Raw genomic sequence first — 21639 nt, 5'->3', positions numbered from 1 at the left:
TGCTGTCATCTGGCACGTCACGAGTACAAAACAGGCCGGACGGTTTGTCAATAGCAAACCAGATGTGCTGTTTTTATGCACCGTACACCCGAATGCATGTGATCTTCCGAGCACGCCGCTGAGCTGTGGGTCCAACGAATCCAAAGCCGTCGCCCCATGAGGACACGCCGGGTGTCCATCGAATCCCTGTACAGGTCTGCCCCGACAAACGGGCGGCCACGCGGCGCAGCAGGTGCATCCAGGTGAGATAACAAACCTGGTGTGCGGTTGGCTCGGCCTGCTGTGGCAGGGGCGTAGCTTACTGCGGGGGGTTGCCGTGCTTGCGGGACGGCAGGTCCGCGTGCTTGCTGTGCAACATGGCCAGGGACCGGATGAGCACCTCGCGGGTCTCGGCCGGGTCGATGACGTCGTCGACCAGACCGCGCTCGGCCGCGTAGTAGGGGTGCATGAGCTCGGCCTTGTACTCCTTGACCATGCGGGCCCGCATGGCCTCGGGGTCCTCGGCCTCGGCGATCCGGCGGCGGAAGATGACGTTGGCCGCGCCCTCGGCGCCCATCACGGCGATCTCGTTGGTGGGCCACGCGTAGGTGAGGTCGGCGCCGATGGACTGACTGTCCATCACGATGTAGGCGCCGCCGTACGCCTTGCGCAGGATCAGCGAGATCCGGGGCACGGTGGCGTTGCAGTAGGCGTACAGCAGCTTCGCGCCGTGCCGGATGATCCCGCCGTGCTCCTGGTCGACGCCGGGCAGGAAGCCGGGGACGTCCAGGAAGGTCACGATCGGGATGCTGAAGGCGTCGCACATCTGCACGAACCGAGCGGCCTTCTCGCTGGCCTCGATGTCCAGGACGCCGGCCAGCGTCTGGGGCTGGTTGGCGACGATGCCGACGACCTGGCCGTCCAGGCGGGCCAGCGCGCAGATGATGTTGCGGGCCCAGCGCTCGTGGACCTCCAGGTACTCGCCGTCGTCGACGATCTCCTCGATGACCTTGGCCATGTCGTAGGGGCGGTTGCCGTCCGCCGGAACGTGGTCCAGCAGTACGTCGCTGCGCCGGTCGGCGGGGTCGCCGCTGCGCACCCGGGGAGCGGGCTCGCGGTTGTTCTGCGGGAGCAGCGACAGCAGGTAGCGGACCTCGGCGAGGCAGGTCTCCTCGTCGTCGTACGCGAAGTGGCACACGCCGGACGTCTCGGCGTGCACGTCGGCGCCGCCCAGGCCGTTCTGGGTGATCTCCTCGCCCGTCACCGCCTTGACCACGTCGGGGCCGGTGATGAACATCTGCGAGGTGTCCCGCACCATGAACACGAAGTCCGTCAGGGCGGGCGAGTAGGCCGCACCCCCCGCACACGGGCCCAGCATGACGCTGATCTGCGGGATGACACCCGACGCCCTGGTGTTGCGCTGGAAGATGCCGCCGTACCCGGCGAGCGCCGAGACGCCCTCCTGGATACGGGCGCCCGCACCGTCGTTGAGCGACACCAGCGGCGCGCCGGCCGCGATGGCCATGTCCATGATCTTGTGGATCTTCGTGGCGTGGGCCTCGCCCAGCGCACCGCCGAAGATCCGGAAGTCGTGGGCGTAGACGAAGACCGTACGGCCCTCGACCGTGCCCCAGCCGGTGATGACACCGTCGGTGTACGGCTTCTTCGCCTCCAGCCCGAACCCCGTCGCCCGGTGCCGGCGCAACTGCTCGACCTCCTGGAAGGAACCCGGGTCGACAAGCAGCTCGATCCGCTCCCGGGCCGTCAGCTTGCCCTTGGCATGCTGCGCCGCCGTCGCCTTCTCACTCGGACCTGCCAACGCCTGAGCTCGTATCGCGTGCAGCTCCGCCACCTGACCGCGTATGTCGGTCGCCTCCGTCCCGGTCGGTGCCGGGGCAGTCGTCATCGCCATCTCTGGTCCCTTCCTGGGACAAGACTGAGGAGATCCCGCCCCGCTTCCATGAACAAATCCAAACCGCCTGTACGGTTGTGTTTCCTTTGGTGGAAGGCGCCTCAAGCGGCGGTCTGCTCACCGCCAACTGCCGGGTGGCTCGTAGCCCTTCAGCCGCTTCCACCAGTTCCATCCGAGTGACGGCGGCTGCTCGGGTTCCTCCTGGTCGCGTGCCCGCAGGGCGAGCAGCACCGCCGCGACAGCGGCCAGCTCCTCTTCACCGGCCTGACCGCGTTCCACGCGGAGCGTGGTTTCTGCGCTTTCCATCCGGTACGTCCCCTCTCCTCACAGCCTCGGCCATGGTCGATCGGGATACTCGAGAAGTGCTGAGGAATCGCTTGAGGCTCGACACGGGCTGTGCCCAACGACAGTCCGGAACCGAAAGACGACCATGCACGTGGCGGCAGCTCGCCACCGCAGTCGTTCGAGGTCCCGCAGCCAGAGGCCGAAGGCGGCCGCCCTCACGAGGCCGCACGGGAGTCGACAGGAATCCGACGCTCCAGAAGTTGTGCAGGCGGAGTGCCTCCTACCGGTGGAAACTAAACCGGTTGGTATGTATCTTCACTGGCCAGAGAAGAGCTCACCGCAACCACAGGCCAACGCCGCCCAGGGGGAATAGGCATGTCTGCGAGCACGTTCCACGTCGAACGCGTCCTACCCGCCACCCGGTACGCGGAGCTCGACACCAAGACCCCGCAGAACACCGTCGAGCCTCACTATCCGTCTTTGACCACCACGGTCCCGAAGGAGTTCGTCCACCGCGCCAGTATCGCCGAGGTGATGCTCACCGACTGGGCGCGCGTGGATGATCAGCACTTCACGGTGAGCGCCCAGTGGCCACGTCTGCACGGTTTCTTCGCCGCCCGCGGCCATCACGATCCGCTGCTGGTCGCCGAGACGATCCGTCAGGCGGGACTCCTGCTGGCGCACGCGGAGTTCGGCGTCCCGCTCGGCCACCAGTTCCTGATGTGGGATCTCGCGGTCGACGTCAGCGCCGACCGGCTCCGCATCGGCGCCGCGCCGGCGTCCGTGGTCATCGAGGTCGCCTGTACGGACATCAAGCGCCGCGGCAAGAACCTCGCGGGGCTCCACTTCAACGCCGTGATCCACCGCGACGGGCAGCCGGCCGGGACCGGATCAGCCACCTTCACCTGCGCCTCTCCGGCCGTCTACCAGCGCATTCGGTCCCCCCGGATCGGTGACGGCGGTGCGGCACCGATCCCGCTGACGAGCCCGACGGCACCGCAGGACGTCGGCCGCATCTCGCCCACGGACGTCGTCCTGTCCCCCGTACCGGCACCCGGCTGCTGGCAGCTGCGGGTGGACACCAGGCACCCCGTGCTCTTCGACCACCCCGTCGATCACGTGCCGGGCATGGTGCTGCTGGAGGCCTCCCGCCAGGCCACCGTCGCGTTCCTGGGGCGCGACTGCCTGCCGGTGGGCATCACCAGCGAGTTCACCCGATATGCGGAGCTCGACGCCCCGTGCCTGATCGAGGCGTGTTCCCTTCCCCGGTGCGCAAGGGGCAGGGAACGCGTGCTCGTGACCGGCCGGCAGGACGGCGCCGTCGTCTTCACTTCGGCCATCACCGTGGCACCGGCCACGGCATGAAACGAGGTGGCGCCCCGCCTGAGCGGGGCGCCACGCCGGCCGGGACGGTCGCGGGTCTTCCGGCAGTTCCGGGGACGCGGACCTTGAGTCGCTTCAGTCGCTTCCTGCCTGCCGGAAATGCTGTGACCTCGATGTCCGCGCACCGACGGGGAGCGACTAGGACACGAGGGGACGGCTGGTGTCCGCCGACCGCCCGGTGCCGGACCGCAGCGTGTGCTGCACGCGGCCGGGCGACTCGCTCCGGTCGCTGCCGCACGTCTCAGGCCGGTGCCGGCACCGGCACCGGCATCTGGACCGCTTCGCGAATGATGCGGGTTCCCCGGTCCGGGGCCACGTCCAGACGCATCAGGACCGCGGGCGAGGCGATGGACGGCAGCAGGTGCTTCAGCAGAACCGAGGCCCGGTACTCGACGTCACTGAAACCGGTCTCCAACTGGGCATAGAGCTGCACCCCGTTGAAGGAGCTGACCACCAGCTCGGCAACCTCGCGCGGCACCACGTGCGCCAGGGTCTCCCCCCGCTCATGAGCCTCGACCAGGATCTCCGTGAGCATGTCGACCCACAACGGCCAGGCGCTTCCGTAGTGCCTGCGGCCGATGGGGTCCGCCGAGAGCCGGGCGCCGGCCCGCACCAGGGGATCGTGCACCAGCCGGTGGGCCACCGACATCGCGACGTCCACCAGTTCCTGGAGCTTGATCTCCTGCTCGGGCAGCGCCTGGCCCGTCTGGAGCTCCAGGACGCCTTTGGCAAGCGCTTCCTTGGACTCGAAGTGGAAGTACAGGGCGCCCTTGGTCACGCCTGCGCTCTTGAGGATGTCGGCGACCGTCGCCGCCGTGTACCCGTGCTCCGCGAACACCACCGCAGCAGCCTCCAGTACTGCGCGACGGGTCCTGACCGCACGTTCCTGCTGGGCCACTCGACCTCCCTTTCCCTGAACCGCACCCGAGCCGCAGAGCCGGAGCCGCATACCGGATCACAAGAACAAACAAACCGTCCACGAGGTACCTTATGCTCAAGCTGCGGCGAATGACACCACCTAGTTCACCCTTTGTCTTTCCTTGCTCCTTGCGGTGGCCCGGCCACAAGGTTGCCGGGCCACCTCGCTGCGCGGCGGAATGTGCTGGTCAGGGCAACTGTCCGGCGGTCTCCGCAAGTCCCGGCGTCGCAGGCCTGCAGCGGCACGGTCCTGCGCAACGGATGCCCGCAGCAGGGCTGAAAACCATCCGGCTTGCAGGGTTTGCTGTCCCTTTTTGTCTCCTCGGCCGGCTCAGACGTTCACGAAGACCTGCCTGTCCGCGGTGGCCGCCCCGGCCGTCCCCGGCCACAGGCGGCCCTCTGCGGCCTCGGCGTCGAGGGTCCGCACCAGCCGCTCGTCGATCCCCTCGAGCGACTCCACCAGGTGCCGCACCCCGGCCCGGTGCATCAGCTGCCGCTGGAAGCTGTGCTCGAAGGAGGCCGGATGCCCGATGAACGCCGCCCCCAGCTCCCGCGCGCTCTCGGCCACCCGCGCCACGTCGTCGATGAACAGCGCCTGGTCGGTCCGGAGCCCGAAGACGTCCTCGGCGATCTCCCGGACACCCGGTCGGAAGGCGTCGGTGCACACATAGCGCGGCTCGTCGAAGTACGCCGTGTACGAGCCGAGATGACGCTCGAAGTGGCTTCGCCCGAGCCCGCCGTAACACACCATGGACGCGCCGGTGGCGCGAAGACGCTCAAGCAGTGCGCCGGCACCCTCCATGACACGGACCGGATGGTCCTCGAGGTAGGCCCTCCGCTCCCGGAAGTACTCCTCCACCAGCTCCTCGGGCGTCCCCGGCACACCCAGCGCCGCCGCGGCCCGAAGCTGCGGCTGTGACAGCACCGCCCGCTCCAGCTCGGCGGTGTAGGCACCTCCGCGACGCACCACGAACCGGTGGATGACCGGACTGAAGGTGTCGTTCAGCAATACCCCGTCGATGTTCACCGCGATCAGACGCAGATGCCGCAAGGTCATCACAGAACCGCCTAACGTCGAGCCGCACGGCCGAGGCGCACGGCGCCTGAGGGGCAAGGCAACGGCCCCGCGCCCGCTCACCGGCCGCGAAACCCTACCGAGACGACATTAAACCGGACATGCGGTTTCTTCAACAGGTATCCTCTTCCCGTTGGACTGCCACCGCTCATGACATGGGGGGAACCGATGGGCACGCTGAAGGGCAGAACGGCTCTGGTCACCGGCGCCGGGCGGGGCATCGGCCGGGCCATCGCCCGCCGCCTCGCGGCGGACGGCGCGCTCGTCGCCGTGCATTACGGCAGCGACGAGGCCTCGGCCCGCGAGACCGTCGAACTGATCACCGGTGGCGGCGGGCGCGCCTTCCCCCTGCACGGCCCGCTCGGAGTGCCCGACGACGTCCCCACGGTGTACGACCGGCTCGACGCCGGTCTGCGCGAACTGGGAGAGCCGGCCTCGCTGGACATCCTGGTCAACAACGCCGGTTTCAACATCAGGGGCGGTGTGTCCGAGGTGACGCCGCAGGACTTCGACCGGCTCATGGCCGTCCACGCCAGGGCGCCGCTGTTTCTCGTGCAGGAAGGGCTGCGGCGGCTGCGGGAGGGTGGCCGCATCGTCAACATCAGTTCTGCGGCCACCCGTGTCGCCCTTCCGTCCTCCCTCGCCTACTCCATGGCCAAGGCAGCCCTCGAGGCCCTCACCCGCACGCTCGCCAAGGAGCTGGGGGCGAGGCAGATCACGGTGAACTGCGTGGCACCGGGCTTCGTCAGGACGGACCTGAACCGGCAGCGCTGGGCCACGCCCGAGGCCGAGGCCGTCCATGCCGCGTTCTCCGTGTTCGGCAGGATGGGACGGCCGGCGGACATCGCGGACGTCGTGGCCTTCCTTGCCTCGCAGGACTCCCGCTGGGTGACGGGGCAGTGCATCGACGCCTCCGGCGGCACGGGCCTGTAGCTCCCGCCGGCCGCCGTCTGCCCGGGTCACAGCGGCAGCGTGATGCCCAGCTGCTGCCCCGCCGGGGACAGCGGCCCGCCCCCCGAACGCGGTGTCTTGCGGCCCTTGGTGCCCGGGGCGAGCGTGCGCGGGTCCACGGCCTCCGCAGGCGCCCCGGTGGCGTACAGACCGTCGGGGTCGGTGTCGCGGTCGTGGGGAAGCAGCCAGAAGACGCGGCGGCGGAAGGTGCCCGAGAAGCGGGACGGTTTGGCCTCGGGCCCGAGCAGCGCGTAACCGACCATCCGGCCGTCACGGTGGTAGGCGGGTCTGCTGCGGCGGGTCGGCAGCCGGTCGAGGCTCTGGCGCACATAGTCCAGTTTGCTGACGTCCTCGAGCCAGACGAAGTCGACCTCGTGGACGATTTCGTCCTCTGCGATGAGGGCACTCATGCTGTCTCCTCGTCGGCGACCAGTCCGATGCCCGGGTAGTACTTGCGCTGGTTGGACAGGATCATCTCCTTGGGCGACGCCAGCCCCACCACCTCGCGAACGCGTGCCGCGAACGCCCGGGACGAGACGGCCGGGGCTCCCTCATTCTGACACCACGTCTTGTACGCCGCGTAGAGCTGCGCCTGTTCCGCTCTCGAACCAGGACGGATCCGGCAGGCAGCATTCGCTCAGGAACCGCCCGGTGTGGTCCTCCGTTTCGGCATAGGCGGAGGTCGGTGGGGTGGCCGTCGTAGGGACGGGCCATCAGGAACCCGGGGGGCGTGGCGTCCGCGTAGTCGCCGACCAGCTTCACGACGTCGGCCGGGGTGCACAGCGCATAGGGGTCGGCGTCCAGCTGGGAGGCGTTGAACACCATACCCGGCGCGGACTTCGCCTGGGTGAGCATCGCGTTCATGCCGCTGGTACTCAGCGCCCGCCGGCGGTGGTGCTGTAACGCGGTGGTGCTGTGCACACCGCGGGGGTCGGTGGTGGCGCTGGACTCCGCCAGATCGCCGGCCGCCCACAGCACGGTCTCGTCCTCGTCGATCTGCCAGCGGGTGCTGTCCCACGGCAAGTACGAAGATGATAAAAAGCGACTGAAGCGACTCAAGGTCGCTATATGACGCATGCGCGCATGCCCGTGTCCTCATATACCCCACCCTTGGGTCGCTTCAGTCGCTGTCCTGCCGTACAACCGCTGTGATCTGCGGTTCTCCTCGCCGGTTGCAAGCGCCTGCCGCTGTCCTGCGTCGCTGCCCCTCGGCTGCTGCCCCCGTCGGCCGGTCGGTCACAGCAACGGAAAAGCGACTGAAGACCGCCCGGTTCGTGGAGCGCCGGGGGTCAGGCCCGGGTGCCCGTTGTGGCGGCAGGACCCCCGCTGTGAGCGGGGCGTCTTCTCGCCGACCTTCCGGACGTCGATGGTGCGGGGGTCGACGGCTTCGCCGGGCGCGCCTTCCTGGTAGAGGCCCTCGGGCTGGGTGTCCCGGTCGTGCGGCAGGAGGAAGAAGACGCGGCGGCGGTACAGGCCGCTGTCGGGGTCGGCTTCGGCGTGGTCGTCGAGTTCGGCGTAGCCGACCATGCGGCCGTCGCGGGCGTAGCGGGGCTTGTTGCGGCGGCGGGGGGTTTTGTCGAGGGCCTGGCGGACGTAGTCGAGGTTCTCGGGGTCTTCCAGCCACACCACGTGCGCTTCGTGGGTGAGATCGCCCTCGGTCAGTAGCGAGCTCATGGCTGCTGCCCCTCCTTTGGGTTCCGGGCTGGACGGCGGTCCGCCTCGTGGTGTCGTGTGCCGTCCGCTGTGGGGCCTGGCGCTGCCGGTTCATGGTAGGCCGGGCGGTGGGAAGTGTGTAGGGGCGCCGGGGCGGCCTGCGGGCTCCGGCGGCCGCGGGGCGCCTCGGGGTGACGTTCTGACAGTGGGTTCATGAGTGCGTGTCCAGCAGGGCGAGACCGGGGTAGTACTTGCGGCCGTTGGATTTGATCATGTCGGCGGGTGAGGCGAGGCCGACTTCCTGCCGGACGCGGGTGGCGAAAGCCCGGGCGCCGGCGGGGCGGATGCCTTCGCCGGCGCTGCACCAGACGGCGTAGGTGGTGTAGAGCAGGCCCTGTTCGACCCGCAGGTCGGGCTGGGCCTCGAGGTCGCGGGTGCAGCATTCGGTGAGGAAGCGGCCGATGTGGTCCTCGGTGTTGGCGTAGGCGGTGGTCGCGATACGGACGCGGTCGGGACCTTCGAGGCTGTCGCGGGTGGTGAGGTAGCGGCGGGCGCCGTCGATGAGCCACTGCAGGATGCCGGGCCCTTCGTCCCGGACGAGTTCGAAGGCCAGGTTGTCGATCTTGCGGTGGTCGGGGACCGTGCGTTCGAAGGGCAGAAGGCGGATGCGGCGCCAGAACGCGAAGCCGCCCGTGGTGACTTCGGGCCGGTGGTTGCCCAGCAGCCACAGGTGGTGGGTGGGGGTGAAGGAGAAGTAGTCCTGCCGCATCCGGCGGGCCTTGATCTTGTCCCCGCCGGTCAGGAGCCGCACGCGGGCTTCGTCGAACTTGTCGTTGGGCTTGAGTTCGCTGCAGACGATGAGCCGGCGGCCGTGGAGTTCGGTGAGTTCGGTGGAGTGCTCGGAGAAGGCTCCTCGGTCCATGAGGAATCCGGGCGGAGCGGCGTCCGCGTAGTCCCCCAGAATCTGGATCATCGTGTCGAGGAGGACGCTCTTGCCGTTCTTGCCGTGGCCGTGGAGGAACGGCAGGACCTGGGCGCCGACGTCTCCGGTGATGGAGTAGCCCAGCAGCAGGTGCAGGAACTCGATCATCTCCTGGCCTTCGGTGTCGTCGCCGAAGGTGTCGCTGAGGAAGCGGTGCCAGCGCGGCGTCTCGCTCCGCTGGGGGGCGATGCTGGTGGCGCGGGAGTGGAAGTCCCTGGTGGGGTCGGGCTTGCGCAGCAGGCCTGTGTTCAGGTCGACGACCCCGGCGGGGGTGCACAGTGCGTAGGGGTCGCCGTCGAGGGTGTCGGGGTCCATGGAGAGGTCCGGGGAGGCCTTCGCCTGGGTGAGGAGGGCCTTCATGCCGGTGGTGGAGAGGGTGCGCCTCTTGTGACGGTGCAGTTCGCGGTCGCCGAACAGGCCGCGCGGGTCGCTGTCCGGCATCTCCTCGGCCATCTCGCCCGCGGCCCACAGGGCGGCTTTCTCCCCACCGGTGCGCTTCCAGCGGTAGCCGTCCCAGGAAAACCAGCCCAGGCCTTCGACGTGGCGGAACTGGTCGCGGTAAAGCTCGACGAACAGTTTGGCGTTGCCGCGATCGCTCAGGGTGCTGGGCAGCGGCGCGGACAGAGCCCAGGACGGCGTGGCGAGAGGGGAGGAGTGTGCCTGGGCGGGCAGGGCGGGCGTTTGGGGGGCTGCTGCCTGGTCAAGGTCCAGCATCTGCTGAGCGGCGGCGCTGGCGTCGAAGCGCGGGGTTTCGGCGCTGCTCATAAACGTCCTTCGAGGTTTAACGGGCGGGCGGACCCTGCGGCGAGGGCGTCGTCGATGATGCGTTCGTTGCGGGTGCGCTGCCGGGGCCGCGCGGTGTCGGCGGCCTCACGCAGCAGAGTGCGCGCGGTGTCTTCGTCGAGGTGCCCGGCGGCGACAAGCCCTCCGGCGGTGTAGGCGGCCTTGTTGAGCTTCTCGGTGAAGGCCGCGCCCTCGGGCGTGGTCGCGCACGCTCCGACCTCCAGCAGCAGCGGATCGAGGACGCGATGCCCATGGCCGGAAGGGGGGCCTGGGCGGCGGCGGGGGACGGCGGGCCGGGAACGGGCGGGCTGCCGCTGGATCAGGTGGCCGGTCCTCACGAGTTCTTCGCCGAGCCATTCGGGCAGGAGGGCGGGCAGACGCCCAGGTCCCTCGGGCCGGTAACTCCCCTGGGCGGTTCGGGTGGTGGGGGCCACGATGTAGCCGCCGTCCGCCCGGACGTCGACCTGCCACGCCAGCGCGACCTTGGCACTGGATCCGGTCGAGCAGCGAAACCGGGTGGCCGGGTGGGGGTTGCGGTACCAGACGTGCAGGCCCCCGGAAGGGGTGCGCACCCGCAGGGTGTCGGTGTCCTCGGCCGGGCTGGGCCGCCCTCGCAGCGCGGCGAGGAGTGCCAGGGTGTCGAAGCCGGACGCCAGGCCCCGCAGGTTCACGGAGTCGTGGATGGGGATGCCGGGAAGCAGGCGGTTGCGGTCCGGGACCGGGGCGCAGTGCGCGTCGATGTCGATGACGATCAGATCCGCTCCCCCGCAGGCGATGCCGACGCCCCGGGAGGGGGTGTGCGACCACCAGGTGTCGATCCGTGCGACGTCGGTGGTCGCGGCGTGGAACCCGTGGCACGGGCGGCCGGCGGGGAGGCAGGCGCAGCCGGTCGGCTGATGCGGCCGGTCCCTGCAAGCGGGGCAGTTCCCGACGGGGGTCTTGCGGCCCGGTGCGAGGGGATGAACCGGCCATCCCTGCTCCGCGCACCAGCGGGCCACGGCATGGGGTGCGGCAGGCCGGACTGGGGCTGCGGACTCTCTCGTCACACCGGGGCCGGGCAAGCGTCTGTCCTTCTGCCAGGTTCTGATCCCGTCGGGCCCTCCCGGACCGGCGGCGGCGTGACCGCCTGCCGGAGCCAGGAAGAGGGACTGTAGGGACTGTGTTTTCGGAAGAGTCTAGGACCCAGGTTCGCTGCTGAGGGAGCAGCTTGCCCGCATGGCGGCCCATCAGCCGTTCGGTCCCTAGCGGACCTTGAGCCTCTCCCTGGCAGCGTGTGAGGGGCGGACCGAGGGACCGAACCCTTCAGTCCCTGGTTTGGTCCCTCGCCTCAGTCCCTGAGTATTTCCGCAGGTCAGATAGGCAATGAAGGGTCCCCAAGGGACCGAAGGGACTCAACTTCGCCATTATGAGCCAGCTACGTACATAAAGCTGACTATATGCGCGCGCACATACGCGCGCACACACGAAGAGCTCATAATGGGGAAGTTGAGTCCCTTGAGTCCCTTTCTCAAGGCCCAAAACCGCTTGACCTGCGGTTTTGTCAGGGACTGAAGCTCAGGGACCGAAAGGCGCTCAGACACCGCGCCGGACCCGTCCGCGGGCCCGCCGCTGGAGCAGCGACGTACGGTCCTTCGTCGGCTACGGCCCCGGAGTCCCAGCGCACCCTGGTCGGCTTCGGCAGAGAGGGAGCCACGCCCGCGGAGCGCTACGAGGCGATGTGGGACCGGATCATCGAGTCCTTCTCCACGCACCGCGCCCCATGGCTCGCCTCGATCGGGGCACTCACCCAGGCCGAGCACTCCGAGGACGCGCCGCTACCGCGGCGGGGGGCCAGGCCCAGGGGGCCGGCGGGGCCTGGCGGCCGTCCTGGACGGAGTCGAGGAGGACGCGGTCGGCGACGACGCGGCGCGCACGCTGGGCGCCGTCCAGACGGCCCTGCTCTCCGGCCTGATGACGCAATGGCTCACCGCCCCCGGCCAGGCCTCCACCGGCACCGACATCGTTGCTGGTCTGCGCGCGTTGGCTCGTATGGTCGGACCCGATCACCCCTGATCCCCACCAGGTGCACGTGAACCGAGCTCGGCGGTGTCGGGAAACGGCCGTCTGCTGGCACTCGCGCCCGCGATCGTGAACCCGCAGGCGGGAAGTGGCAGCACGAAGCCCTGAAAGCTCCCAGTGGGTTACCTGTTGCCTGGTGGCTGGGCCAGGACTCCGGGGCCGTTCGTGCAGAGGGGGCGGCGCTACCGCTTCGCCGCCTTCCGCGTGGCCCGCAGCCACTCCCTGTTCATGCCGGTGATGGACATCAGCGGAATCCCCTTGGGGCAGGCGGTCGCGCACTCCCCGGCCAGGGTGCACCCGCCGAAGCCCTCCTCGTCCATCTGCGCCACCATGTCCAGCACCCGGGTCTCCCGCTCCGGCGCCCCTTGCGGCAGCACGTTGAGGTGGTTGACCTTGGCGGAGGTGAACAGCATCGCCGCCCCGTTGGGACAGGCGGCGACACACGCCCCGCAGCCGATGCACTCCGCGTGCTCGAACGCGAAGTCGGCGTCCGGCTTGGGCACCGGTGTGGCGTGCGCCTCCGGCGCGGAACCGGTCGGCGCGGTGATGTACCCGCCGGCCTGGATGATCCGGTCGAACGCCGACCGGTCCACCACCAGGTCCTTGATCACCGGGAACGCCGAGGCCCGCCACGGCTCGATGTCGATCGTGTCGCCGTCCTCGAAGGACCGCATGTGCAGCTGGCAGGTCGTGGTCCGCTCGGGCCCGTGTGCGTCGCCGTTGATGACGAGGGAGCACGCGCCGCAGATGCCCTCGCGGCAGTCGTGGTCGAAGGCGACCGGGTCCTCGCCCTTGAGGACGAGCTCCTCGTTGAGGGTGTCGAGCATCTCCAGGAAGGACATGTCGGGCGAGACGCCGTCCACCTCGTACGTGGACATGGCGCCTTCGGCGTCGGCGTTCTTCTGCCGCCAGACGCGCAGGGTGAGCTTCATGCGTAGCTCCGCTGGGTGGGGTGGACGTACTCGAAGACCAGGTCTTCCTTGTGCAGGACGGGGGCGGAGCCCGTACGGGTGAACTCCCAGGCGGCCACGTAGGAGAACTCGTCGTCCTTGCGGGCCGCCTCGCCGTCCGGGGTCTGGGACTCCTCGCGGAAGTGGCCGCCGCAGGACTCGGTGCGGTGCAGCGCGTCGAGGCACATCAGCTCGGCGAGCTCCAGATAGTCGACGATGCGGTTGGCCTTCTCCAGGGACTGGTTGAACTCCTGGCCGGTTCCGGGCACCTTGATGCGCCGCCAGAACTCCTCACGGATCTGCGGGATGCGCTCCAGGGCCTTGCGCAGTCCGGAGTCGGTGCGGGCCATGCCGCAGAACTGCCACATCAGTTCGCCGACCTCGCGGTGGAAGGAGTCGGGGGTGCGGTCGCCGTCGACGGCCAGGAGCAGGTTGAGCCGGTCCTCGGTCTCGGCCAGCACCTCCTGCACGGCCGGGTGTTCGTCGGTGATCCCCGCCTGGTGAGGGTTGCGGGCCAGGTAGTCGTTGATCGTCGCCGGGAGCACGAAGTAGCCGTCCGCCAGGCCCTGCATCAGGGCGGACGCGCCGAGCCGGTTGGCGCCGTGGTCGGAGAAGTTGGCCTCGCCGATCGCGAACAGGCCGGGGACGGTGGTCTGCAGGTCGTAGTCGACCCACAGGCCGCCCATCGTGTAGTGCACGGCCGGGTAGATCCGCATCGGCACCTCGTACGGATCCTCGTCGGTGATCCGCTGGTACATGTCGAAGAGGTTGCCGTACTTGGCCTCGACCGCCCCCCGGCCCATGCGCTTGATGGCGTCGGCGAAGTCCAGGTACACGCCCTGCCCGCCGGGGCCCACTCCCCTGCCCTCGTCGCAGACGTTCTTCGCGGCGCGGGAGGCGATGTCGCGCGGGACCAGGTTGCCGAAGGACGGGTAGATGCGCTCCAGGTAGTAGTCGCGCTCGTCCTCGGGAATCTCGCCCGGCGGGCGGTCGTCGCCCTTGGCCTTCGGCACCCAGATCCGGCCGTCGTTGCGCAGCGACTCGCTCATCAGCGTCAGCTTCGACTGGTGGTCGCCGGTACGCGGAATGCAGGTCGGGTGGATCTGGGTGAAGCAGGGGTTGGCGAAGTAGGCGCCGCGCCGGTGCGCCCGCCAGATGGCGGTGGCGTTGGAGTTCATGGCGTTCGTCGACAGGTAGAAGACGTTGCCGTAGCCGCCGCTGGCCAGTACGACGGCGTCCGCGAAGTACGTGCCGATCCTGCCCGTGACCAGGTCCCGGGCCACGATGCCGCGCGCCCGGCCGTCGATCACGATCAGGTCGAGCATCTCGGTGCGCGGGTGCATCTCCACGTTCCCGGCCGCGATCTGCCGCGACAGCGCCTGGTAGGCACCCAGCAGCAGCTGCTGGCCCGTCTGGCCGCGAGCGTAGAACGTGCGCGAGACCTGGACGCCGCCGAAGGAGCGGGTGTCGAGCAGACCGCCGTACTCGCGGGCGAAGGGCACGCCCTGCGCCACGCACTGGTCGATGATTTCCACCGAGATCTGCGCGAGCCGGTGCACGTTGGACTCCCGCGCCCGGAAGTCGCCGCCCTTGACGGTGTCGTAGAACAGGCGGTGGACGGAGTCGCCGTCGTTGCGGTAGTTCTTCGCCGCGTTGATGCCTCCCTGCGCGGCGATGGAGTGGGCCCGGCGCGGGGAGTCCTGGTAGCAGAACTGGACGACCTTGTAGCCCTGTTCGGCCAGGGTGGCGCCGGCGGAGCCGCCGGCGAGGCCGGTGCCGACGACGATGACCGTATGCTTGCGCCGGTTGGCCGGGTTGACCAGCCTGGCCTCGAAGCGGCGCCGGTCCCAGCGCTCGTGGACCGGACCGGACGGGGCCTTGGTGTCGACGACCGGCTCGCCCGTTGTGCAGTCGACGTAGGAAGTCATCTTCAGCTCACCACTCCGGTCATGACGCTCACGGGTACGGCGATGAAGCCGGCCGTGAGCAGCAGCGCGAGGACATTGGCGACGGTCTTCAGGGCGCGGTCGCGACTGCGGCTGCCGACGCCGAGGCTCTGGGCCGCGCTCCGGAAGCCGTGCCGGATGTGCAGGCCGAGCGCGAGCATCGCGGTGATGTAGACGACGTTGCCGTACCAGGTGGAGAAGGTGTCCACGACGTTCTGGTACGGGTGGCCCTCCTGGAAGCCGCCGGAGTGCACGGTGCCGGTGGTCAGGTCGAGCAGGTGCCACACGACGAACAGGCCGAGGATGACCCCGCCCCAGCGCATCGTACGGGTGGCGTAGCCGGCCCGCGGCCTGGAGTGCACGTACTTGCTCGGGCGTGCCTTGATGGCACGGCGGCTGAGCTGGTACGCGGACACGCCGTGGGCGACGACGGACGCCACCAGTACCGCCCGCAGGCCCCACAGCGTCCAGCCGTGGTGCACAGCGGGTTCTCCGATGGTGCGCAGCCAGTGCGCGTATCCGTTGAAGTCGCCCGGCCCGAAGAAAATCTTGAGATTGCCCAGCATGTGGGCGACCAGGTACAGCAGCATGACCAGGCCGCTGACCGCCATTACCGTCTTCTTGCCGACGGTCGAGTCCCACACGGTGCGTGCCATGGACGGCCGTCGGTCCGTCCGCGTTGCCAGAGCCATGCCACAAGACGCTAGGGCCGGAAGTCCCCATCGGTCCAAGACATGGAAAGGCTCGTTTCGATAGACAGACCCTATTCTTCCCGCGCGCGGCCCCGGCCGCGAAGGCACGCGAGGATTTCCGCGGGCGCCCCCTCACCGCGGCACCAGCCCGGGCGGCCCGTCACACCGCAAAGCCGTCGGCCGGACGCAGGCCGCCGAGCTTGTCCGGGTCGACCCGGAAGCGGCCGTGGGCGCCCTGGTGCAGGGACGGCTCGCCGCGGAGCCGGCCGCCGGCGAGACCTACGGCGCCGCCCTCGTCGCCGCACCGCACACCACCGCGGTGCTGCCGCTGACCGTGCTCGCCGTCGGTGCGGTGCCCGTCCTGCTGCTGCGCCGCCGCCGGCCGCTGAGGAAGCTACCGTCCAGAACCTGGTACGGACTGTCGGGCGGTTCTCCCGACAGCACCGATCACCGGCCGCATGCAGTTGAATGCCATTCGGAATGATCATATTGTGGTCGGACCAGTCAGACGCAGGCATGGGGATGATCAACGGGATCGTGGACGACATAGACAGGGCGCTGATCGCGGAGCTTCAGCGCGATGCCACGCAGGCCTACGCGGCGCTGGGCAAGGCGGTCGGTCTGTCGGCCGGCGCAGCTCATGATCGCGTGCGCAAGCTGCGTGAGCGCGGGGTCATCCGGCGGACGACCGTGGATGTCGACCCGGCCGCTCTCGGGTGGGACGTGCTGACCTTCGTCATGGTCGGCTCGTCGGCCTGGATGGGGGACGCCGCCGAACGCTTCGCCGCCATCCCCGAGGTGCAGGAAGCCCACGTCATCGCGGGCACCGCCTCCGTCCTCGTGAAGGTGCGCACGGCCGGCACGCAGCAGTTGCAGGACGTCCTGCGGCGGCTCCACGCGATCGAGGGCGTGAGCGGGACTCAGGCGACGGTTGTGCTGGAGACGTTCTTCGAACGGCCGGTCCGCGCCGAGTGATGCCGGCGCCGAGAAAGGGAAATCGTGAACTTCTGGTCCATCTACCAGCACGGCTTCGCGCGTGTCGCCGCGTGCACCGGCCACGCTGCCGTCGCCGAGCCGCACACCAACGCCGAGGCGGTCCTGAGGCAGGCGCGCCGATGCGCCCAGGAGGGAGTCGCCGTCGCCGTCTTCCCCGAACTGTGCCTGTCCGGCTATTCGATCGAGGACCTGCTGCTGCAGGACGCGCTGCTCGACGAGGTCGAGGCGGCGCTCCAGGCCGTGGTGGCAGGGTCGGCGGAGCTGCTGCCGGTGCTCGTCGTCGGCGCCCCGCTGCGCCATCGCCACCGCGTCTACAACTGCGCGGTGATCGTGCACCGCGGGCGGATTCTCGGCATCGCGCCCAAGTCCTACCTGCCGAACTACCGCGAGTTCTACGAGAAGCGGCAGATCGCCGCGGGCGACGACGAGCGCGGCGGGACGATCCGCGTCGGCGGCGAGTCCGTACCGTTCGGCACGGACCTGCTCTTCGCGGCCGAGGACGTGCCCGGTCTGGTACTGCACGCGGAGATCTGTGAGGACATGTGGGTGCCGGTGCCGCCGAGCGCGGAGGCGGCGCTGGCCGGAGCGACCGTTCTCGTCAACCTCTCGGGCAGCCCGATCACCGTCGGACGGGCCGAGGACCGGAAGCTGCTGTGCCGCTCGGCGTCCTCGCGCTGCCTTTCCGCCTACGTCTACGCGGCGGCCGGACTGGGCGAGTCGACGACCGACCTGTCCTGGGACGGCCAGACCATGATCTATGAGAACGGGGTGCTGCTGGCCGAGACCGACCGGTTCCCGCTCGGCGACCAGTACGCGGTGGCCGACATCGACCTCGACCTGCTGCGGCAGGAGCGGCAGCGGATGGGCACGTTCGACGACAACCGCCGTGCCCACGCCGCGCGTACGAGCGGCTTCCGTCAGGTTCCGTTCCGGCTCGACCCGCCCGCCACCGACCTCGGACTGCGCCGCCGGGTCGAGCGGTTCCCGTTCGTGCCGGCCGACCCCGCCCGCCTCGCCCAGGACTGTTACGAGGCCTACAACATTCAGGTCGCGGGACTGCAGCACCGCCTGGCGGCGATCGGCGGCCCGAAGATCGTCATCGGGGTGTCGGGCGGTCTCGATTCCACCCATGCGCTGATCGTCGCGGCCCGGGCCATGGACCGCGCGGGCCGCCCGCGCACCGACATCCTGGCCTTCACCCTGCCCGGGTTCGCGACCGGCGAGCACACCAAGGGCAACGCCCACAAGCTGATGCGTGCGCTCGGCGTCACCGCGGCCGAACTGGACATCACACCGACCGCCCGGCTCATGCTGAAGGAGATCGGTCACCCCTTCTCGTCCGGTGAGCCGGTGTACGACGTCACCTTCGAGAACGTGCAGGCCGGACTGCGTACCGACTACCTGTTCCGGCTGGCCAACCAGCGCGGCGGCATCGTGCTCGGCACCGGTGATCTGTCCGAACTGGCGCTCGGCTGGAGCACTTACGGCGTCGGCGACCAGATGAGCCACTACAACGTCAACTCCGGTGTGCCGAAGACGCTCATCCAGCACCTCATCCGCTGGGTCATCAGCAGCGGCCAGTTCGACGAGGAGACCAACGAGACGCTGGCCGCGATCCTCGACACGGAGATCAGCCCCGAGCTGGTGCCCGGTGAGGAACTGCAGTCCACCGAGTCCAAGATCGGCCCGTACGCGCTGCACGACTTCACCCTCTTCCACGTCCTGCGCTACGGCTTCCGGCCGTCGAAGATCGGCTTTCTGGCATGGCACGCCTGGCACGAGAAGGACACCGGCCCGTGGCCGCCGGGCTTCCCCGAGGACAAGCGGATGGCCTACGACCTGCCGGAGATCTGGCACTGGCTGGAGTACTTCTGCCGCCGCTTCTTCGCGTTCGCGCAGTTCAAACGCTCGGCCATGCCGAACGGGCCGAAGGTCCTGGCCGGTGGTTCTCTGTCGCCCCGCGGTGACTGGCGCGCGCCGTCCGACGGCACGGCGGAGGCCTGGCTGAGGGACCTCGCCCGCTGGGATGTGCCGCGCGGCGGTGTGTAGCCGGTGTTCCGGCCGGGGCCGCCCGGTGCCGGCAGGGTCGTACGACCCTGCCGCCGGACGGGCGCGCTGTCGACTACCGGTGGGTCGCCATCGACTCCCCGCTTCCTGCGGGGAAACGCAGCTGCAAGGCCTGCCCGGCGCGCGTACGCGAAACCCCGTTCCCCGGGTCACCGGGGACGGGGTTTCTGTGACTGAGCACTTCAGTTGGCGAGTTGAGCGTTGTGGTCGGCGAGCGAGCTGATCTCGCCCCCGGCACGCAAGCTCCCGCCGCCCGAATCGACCGAGACGCCGCAGCCCAGCCCACCCGGGGTCATGGCGCGTGAGCAGACAGGGCTCACGTGTCGAGGTGTCGTTGAGGCTCCGCGTCAGGACGGGGCGAGAACGCAGAACTCGTGGCCCTCCGGGTCGGCCAAGCATGTCCACGGGACGTCGCCCTGACCGAGATCGAGGTCGGTGGCGCCCAGGGCCCGCAGCCGGGCCACCTCCGCTTCTTTGTCGTCACCGGGGTACGGCAGCAGGTCAAGATGGACGCGGTCCGGCACGGTCTTCGCGTCGGGCGTGCGGCGGAACTCGAGATACGGGCCGACACCCTTGGCGGAGCGCAACACCGCATGAGCGCCGGTCACCTCATGCAGGGTCCAGTCCATCGCCTCGTCCCAGAACCGGGCCATGGCCCGCGGATCCGCACAGTCGACCACCACCCGGGCGATCGGCCCGGTGTCCCGGTAGATATCCCGAGGCTCCAGCACGCAGAACTCGTTGCCCTCCGGGTCGGCGAGGACCGTCCACGGCACGTCGCCCTGGCCCACGTGGGCGGGCGTCGCACCAAGAGCCTGGAGACGCGCGACCAACTCCGCCTGATGGGCCGCAGAGGTGGTGGCGAGATCGAGGTGCACACGGTTCTTCGTTGTCGTCTTGGGTTCCGGGACGGTAACGACGTCGACGCAGACGGCGACCGGGTCCGGCCAAACGAAGCCGCCGACGGGTCCCACGTTGGTCACCCCGGGTCCAACGTAGGTCGTCACGGCTCCCTCGTGAACACCCCAGCCGAGCGCCTCCGCCCAGAACCGGCCGACCGCTGAGTCATCAAGAGCCTTTATGTTCACCTGAACAGGTCGCAGCGACATGCCGGCGATCCTACGCACCCGCTCTGCAACGACATCCGCAGGTACCGTCGCCACCCGGAGATCAACGCTCACCAGCCGCAATGCTCAGCTCGCCAACCAGAGCGCTCAGCCCCCGCCAGGCCAACTGCTCACTCGAGAAGTGAAGCGCTAAGTCACGGTTTCGCCCTGTCGGGCCGGGGCGCCACGACGGTCAGAGGTCCAGCTCCAGTTCCTCGATGTCCGTGAACTCCACCGACAGGCCCTGGGCGCGGCGGCCCCGGTCGCGGAAGTACATCTCCCCCAGGCCCTCGGCCAGGATGTCCCGCAGCTGCCGCTCGGTGGCACCGGCGTCCTGGGCGGCGAAGAGGCGGGCCGCGTACTCGGGGGGCAGCGCCTGGTTGATGTGGCGGACACGCGGGTCGTCGGTCGTACCGGGGGCGGCGGTGAAGCCGAAGCGGGCACGGGTGGACACGAAGATGCCGCCGGTGGCCGCCGCCTGCTGCCGGGCCCGTTGCCGTACACGCGGCTGCCACCGTCTGCGGGCCTCGGCCGTGAGCCGGTCGGCGAGCTCCCGGCGGGGGCGCTTGAGCTGGCCCTTGAGGTAACGCTCCACCGTGCGCTGCGAGATGCCCAGCAACTCGGCCACGGGCCTGGTGCCCTTCAACCGCCGTACCAGGAAGCGCATCTGGGCCTGCGCCGACTTGGGGAGCGGGCGGGTGAAGTGCTCGGCGACGGCCTCGTCGAGAGTGTCCCCGATATCGACCATCGGCGCGTCCCGCTCCCTGTCCTCGTCCCGTCGTGCTGCGTGCCGCTGAAGACGTTACAGGCCGGTCCGGTCGGCGAACCGCCCAGGTGTCGCCGCCCCGGCAGTTCGGTGCCGTCCTCATGGCGGGCACTCACGGGGGTCAGGCTCCGTTCGAGGCCGGTGTCCGTCCCCGGTGCTCCCCATGGACGGTCTCACCCGCGCGACAGGCGCTCACCGCGCGCCGGCCGTCGGCGCACCGGCGCTCCGCGTCCGGTGCGGAGCCGTTCTCCTCTTCCAGGGCGACCGCGACGCCCTCACCGCGCCGGAGCCCGCGCGACGCTTCTTCGAGGACGTCACCGCGCCGGTGAAGGACTTCGCCCTGATCGAGGACGCCAGCCACTTCGCGTCCTTCCGGCACCCGGAGCGGTTCCTCGAGCTGATGCTGGGCAAGGTGCGGCCGGTGCTCGGCAAGTGATCCGATCTCTTCCCCGCCCGACGGGCCGTTCGAGACAGCCCTCTCCACCCGTCCGGCCCACAGCGGTCCGGCCGCCGTTGCGTCGGCCCGCGCGGTGGCGCTCCCGGGTGAGCGCGTGACCGAGCCGGTGGTCGACCCGAGTCGGTCCTCGAGCGCGGCGAACCGCAATTCCTTCCCGCTCGTCAACGGTCATCGCCTGCGGGCTCAGCCGCTCGGTGAAGGTCAGTCCTCCACACGCGCACGCGCACGCGCATGCCAGCGTCTCCCGGTACCGGGACCTTCGGTCGCTTCAGTCGCTGCCGCACCCCTGTACGTCCCGGGCCGGGCCGCAGCGACTCGAGCCACCTTGCAGCGAGCCTGGCCCCGGCGCCCCTTCCCATCCTGGGAGCCGGCTACGCGGGCCTGTCCGCGGCCGTCCAGCCCTGGCCCGCGTCAGGCGGCACGAGGACGTCCAGGTGACCGTGGTGAACCAGGGGCGGTTCACCGAACGCATGCGGCTGCACATGACGGCGACCGGACGGCGGCTCGCCGAGCTGGGCATCCCCGAGCTCGGAGGAACTCCTCGAATCAGCCCTGGTGGCCAACATCCACCGTCAGGACCTCGACGAGCTGGACGAGGCTAAGGCCCTCAACCGCCTCCTGGCCATCCACGGCAGCCAAACGGCCCTCGCCAAGCGCCTCCACCGTTCCCAGGGCTGGGT

General features: G+C 69.6%; 20 protein-coding genes and 2 pseudogenes. 8 read left to right on the top strand and 14 right to left on the bottom strand.

Annotated elements, in window-relative coordinates; all coding sequences use genetic code 11:
- Positions 1–298: 298 nt before the first annotated feature.
- Both ACIBBH_RS28215 and ACIBBH_RS28210 read right to left on the bottom strand, forming a co-directional pair.
- Positions 299–1891: an acyl-CoA carboxylase subunit beta gene (locus tag ACIBBH_RS28215; protein ID WP_399409295.1), complete on the bottom strand. Its 1593-nt coding sequence runs from the start codon at positions 1889–1891 to the stop codon at positions 299–301.
- A 117-nt stretch (positions 1892–2008) separates the two neighbouring features.
- On the bottom strand, positions 2009–2197 hold the full coding sequence (locus ACIBBH_RS28210; protein WP_399409293.1) for an acyl-CoA carboxylase epsilon subunit: 189 nt from the start codon (positions 2195–2197) through the stop codon (positions 2009–2011).
- 354 nt (positions 2198–2551) lie between these two features.
- Between ACIBBH_RS28210 and ACIBBH_RS28205 the strand changes: the two genes are divergently transcribed.
- Positions 2552–3541 (top strand): ScbA/BarX family gamma-butyrolactone biosynthesis protein, encoded by a 990-nt coding sequence (locus ACIBBH_RS28205; RefSeq protein ID WP_399409291.1) that lies wholly within the window; start codon positions 2552–2554, stop codon positions 3539–3541.
- 259 nt (positions 3542–3800) lie between these two features.
- Here the strand turns inward: ACIBBH_RS28205 and ACIBBH_RS28200 are convergent, their stop codons facing one another.
- Positions 3801–4457 (bottom strand): ScbR family autoregulator-binding transcription factor, encoded by a 657-nt coding sequence (locus ACIBBH_RS28200; protein ID WP_399409289.1) that lies wholly within the window; start codon positions 4455–4457, stop codon positions 3801–3803.
- A 351-nt stretch (positions 4458–4808) separates the two neighbouring features.
- Entirely contained in the window at positions 4809–5534 is a 726-nt protein-coding gene (locus ACIBBH_RS28195; protein WP_399409287.1) for an HAD family hydrolase, read from the bottom strand.
- Between the two features lie 186 nt (positions 5535–5720).
- On the opposite strand from ACIBBH_RS28195, the gene ACIBBH_RS28190 reads away from it, so the two are divergent.
- Complete coding sequence (locus ACIBBH_RS28190) at positions 5721–6485, top strand: SDR family oxidoreductase (protein ID WP_399409285.1); 765 nt, start codon at positions 5721–5723, stop codon at positions 6483–6485.
- A gap of 26 nt (positions 6486–6511) precedes the next feature.
- Here the strand turns inward: ACIBBH_RS28190 and ACIBBH_RS28185 are convergent, their stop codons facing one another.
- The 8 genes from ACIBBH_RS28185 to ACIBBH_RS28150 form a co-directional block, all read right to left on the bottom strand.
- Positions 6512–6913 carry a DUF6009 family protein gene (locus ACIBBH_RS28185; protein ID WP_399409283.1) on the bottom strand — a complete coding sequence of 134 codons (402 nt, stop codon included), beginning with the start codon at positions 6911–6913 and terminating at the stop codon, positions 6512–6514.
- Between the two features lie 61 nt (positions 6914–6974).
- A complete protein-coding gene (locus ACIBBH_RS28180) occupies positions 6975–7580 on the bottom strand; it encodes a hypothetical protein (RefSeq protein ID WP_399409281.1) in 606 nt (201 codons plus the stop codon).
- Between the two features lie 159 nt (positions 7581–7739).
- Positions 7740–8177: a DUF6009 family protein gene (locus ACIBBH_RS28175; RefSeq protein WP_399409279.1), complete on the bottom strand. Its 438-nt coding sequence runs from the start codon at positions 8175–8177 to the stop codon at positions 7740–7742.
- A 190-nt stretch (positions 8178–8367) separates the two neighbouring features.
- A complete protein-coding gene (locus ACIBBH_RS28170) occupies positions 8368–9903 on the bottom strand; it encodes a phage/plasmid primase, P4 family (RefSeq protein WP_399409277.1) in 1536 nt (511 codons plus the stop codon).
- The gene (locus tag ACIBBH_RS28165; RefSeq protein ID WP_399409275.1) at positions 9900–10919 is read right to left on the bottom strand and encodes a bifunctional DNA primase/polymerase; all 1020 of its coding nucleotides are present in this window, start codon (positions 10917–10919) and stop codon (positions 9900–9902) included. The genes ACIBBH_RS28170 and ACIBBH_RS28165 overlap by 4 nt, the downstream gene beginning before the upstream one ends.
- Before the next feature lie 1242 nt (positions 10920–12161).
- Positions 12162–12911 (bottom strand): succinate dehydrogenase/fumarate reductase iron-sulfur subunit, encoded by a 750-nt coding sequence (locus ACIBBH_RS28160; protein ID WP_399409273.1) that lies wholly within the window; start codon positions 12909–12911, stop codon positions 12162–12164.
- A complete protein-coding gene (locus tag ACIBBH_RS28155; protein WP_399409271.1) occupies positions 12908–14857 on the bottom strand; it encodes a fumarate reductase/succinate dehydrogenase flavoprotein subunit in 1950 nt (649 codons plus the stop codon). The genes ACIBBH_RS28160 and ACIBBH_RS28155 overlap by 4 nt, the downstream gene beginning before the upstream one ends.
- 2 nt (positions 14858–14859) lie before the next feature.
- On the bottom strand, positions 14860–15567 hold the full coding sequence (locus tag ACIBBH_RS28150) for a succinate dehydrogenase (protein ID WP_399409269.1): 708 nt from the start codon (positions 15565–15567) through the stop codon (positions 14860–14862).
- Positions 15568–15793: 226 nt separating this feature from the next.
- On the opposite strand from ACIBBH_RS28150, the gene ACIBBH_RS28145 reads away from it, so the two are divergent.
- From ACIBBH_RS28145 to ACIBBH_RS28135, 3 genes are read left to right on the top strand one after another with little or no spacing between them, the layout of a single operon-like run.
- Positions 15794–16051, top strand: a complete 258-nt coding sequence (locus tag ACIBBH_RS28145; protein ID WP_399409267.1) for a hypothetical protein — start codon at positions 15794–15796, stop codon at positions 16049–16051.
- A gap of 53 nt (positions 16052–16104) precedes the next feature.
- Positions 16105–16542, top strand: a complete 438-nt coding sequence (locus ACIBBH_RS28140; RefSeq protein ID WP_399409523.1) for an Lrp/AsnC family transcriptional regulator — start codon at positions 16105–16107, stop codon at positions 16540–16542.
- A 24-nt stretch (positions 16543–16566) separates the two neighbouring features.
- A complete protein-coding gene (locus tag ACIBBH_RS28135) occupies positions 16567–18612 on the top strand; it encodes an NAD(+) synthase (RefSeq protein WP_399409265.1) in 2046 nt (681 codons plus the stop codon).
- A gap of 365 nt (positions 18613–18977) precedes the next feature.
- Here ACIBBH_RS28135 and ACIBBH_RS28130 read toward each other — a convergent pair whose 3' ends face one another.
- Together ACIBBH_RS28130 and tpg are read right to left on the bottom strand one after the other, a co-directional pair.
- Positions 18978–19739 (bottom strand): VOC family protein, encoded by a 762-nt coding sequence (locus ACIBBH_RS28130; protein WP_399409521.1) that lies wholly within the window; start codon positions 19737–19739, stop codon positions 18978–18980.
- 190 nt (positions 19740–19929) lie between these two features.
- Positions 19930–20484 carry a telomere-protecting terminal protein Tpg gene (tpg, locus tag ACIBBH_RS28125; RefSeq protein ID WP_399409263.1) on the bottom strand — a complete coding sequence of 185 codons (555 nt, stop codon included), beginning with the start codon at positions 20482–20484 and terminating at the stop codon, positions 19930–19932.
- 181 nt (positions 20485–20665) lie between these two features.
- Here tpg and ACIBBH_RS28120 point away from each other — a divergent pair, with 181 nt between their 5' ends.
- The 3 genes and pseudogenes from ACIBBH_RS28120 to ACIBBH_RS28110 form a co-directional block, all read left to right on the top strand.
- Positions 20666–20938, top strand: coding sequence for a hypothetical protein (locus tag ACIBBH_RS28120; protein WP_399409261.1), 273 nt, complete (start codon positions 20666–20668; stop codon positions 20936–20938).
- 357 nt (positions 20939–21295) lie between these two features.
- Positions 21296–21489: pseudogene (locus tag ACIBBH_RS28115) on the top strand (hypothetical protein); the annotation flags it as partial.
- A pseudogene (locus ACIBBH_RS28110) lies at positions 21485–21639 on the top strand (plasmid partitioning protein); the annotation flags it as partial. The pseudogenes ACIBBH_RS28115 and ACIBBH_RS28110, both read left to right, overlap by 5 nt.

The sequence above is a fragment of the Streptomyces sp. NPDC051636 genome (assembly GCF_044453765.1).
Classification (GTDB): domain Bacteria; phylum Actinomycetota; class Actinomycetes; order Streptomycetales; family Streptomycetaceae; genus Streptomyces.
This window is presented reverse-complemented; position numbering and strand designations above follow the sequence as displayed.

Coding starts and splice junctions, on each gene's coding strand:
- ACIBBH_RS28160 (WP_399409273.1), bottom strand. CDS start 12,911: ATGAAGCTCACCCTGCGCGTCTGGCGGCAGAAGAACGCCGACGCCGAA.
- tpg (WP_399409263.1), bottom strand. CDS start 20,484: ATGGTCGATATCGGGGACACTCTCGACGAGGCCGTCGCCGAGCACTTC.
- ACIBBH_RS28210 (WP_399409293.1), bottom strand. CDS start 2,197: ATGGAAAGCGCAGAAACCACGCTCCGCGTGGAACGCGGTCAGGCCGGT.
- ACIBBH_RS28215 (WP_399409295.1), bottom strand. CDS start 1,891: ATGGCGATGACGACTGCCCCGGCACCGACCGGGACGGAGGCGACCGAC.
- ACIBBH_RS28155 (WP_399409271.1), bottom strand. CDS start 14,857: ATGACTTCCTACGTCGACTGCACAACGGGCGAGCCGGTCGTCGACACC.
- ACIBBH_RS28150 (WP_399409269.1), bottom strand. CDS start 15,567: ATGGCTCTGGCAACGCGGACGGACCGACGGCCGTCCATGGCACGCACC.
- ACIBBH_RS28205 (WP_399409291.1), top strand. CDS start 2,552: ATGTCTGCGAGCACGTTCCACGTCGAACGCGTCCTACCCGCCACCCGG.
- ACIBBH_RS28195 (WP_399409287.1), bottom strand. CDS start 5,534: ATGACCTTGCGGCATCTGCGTCTGATCGCGGTGAACATCGACGGGGTA.
- ACIBBH_RS28190 (WP_399409285.1), top strand. CDS start 5,721: ATGGGCACGCTGAAGGGCAGAACGGCTCTGGTCACCGGCGCCGGGCGG.
- ACIBBH_RS28120 (WP_399409261.1), top strand. CDS start 20,666: ATGGACGGTCTCACCCGCGCGACAGGCGCTCACCGCGCGCCGGCCGTC.
- ACIBBH_RS28185 (WP_399409283.1), bottom strand. CDS start 6,913: ATGAGTGCCCTCATCGCAGAGGACGAAATCGTCCACGAGGTCGACTTC.
- ACIBBH_RS28170 (WP_399409277.1), bottom strand. CDS start 9,903: ATGAGCAGCGCCGAAACCCCGCGCTTCGACGCCAGCGCCGCCGCTCAG.
- ACIBBH_RS28130 (WP_399409521.1), bottom strand. CDS start 19,739: ATGTCGCTGCGACCTGTTCAGGTGAACATAAAGGCTCTTGATGACTCA.
- ACIBBH_RS28175 (WP_399409279.1), bottom strand. CDS start 8,177: ATGAGCTCGCTACTGACCGAGGGCGATCTCACCCACGAAGCGCACGTG.
- ACIBBH_RS28180 (WP_399409281.1), bottom strand. CDS start 7,580: ATGCGTCATATAGCGACCTTGAGTCGCTTCAGTCGCTTTTTATCATCT.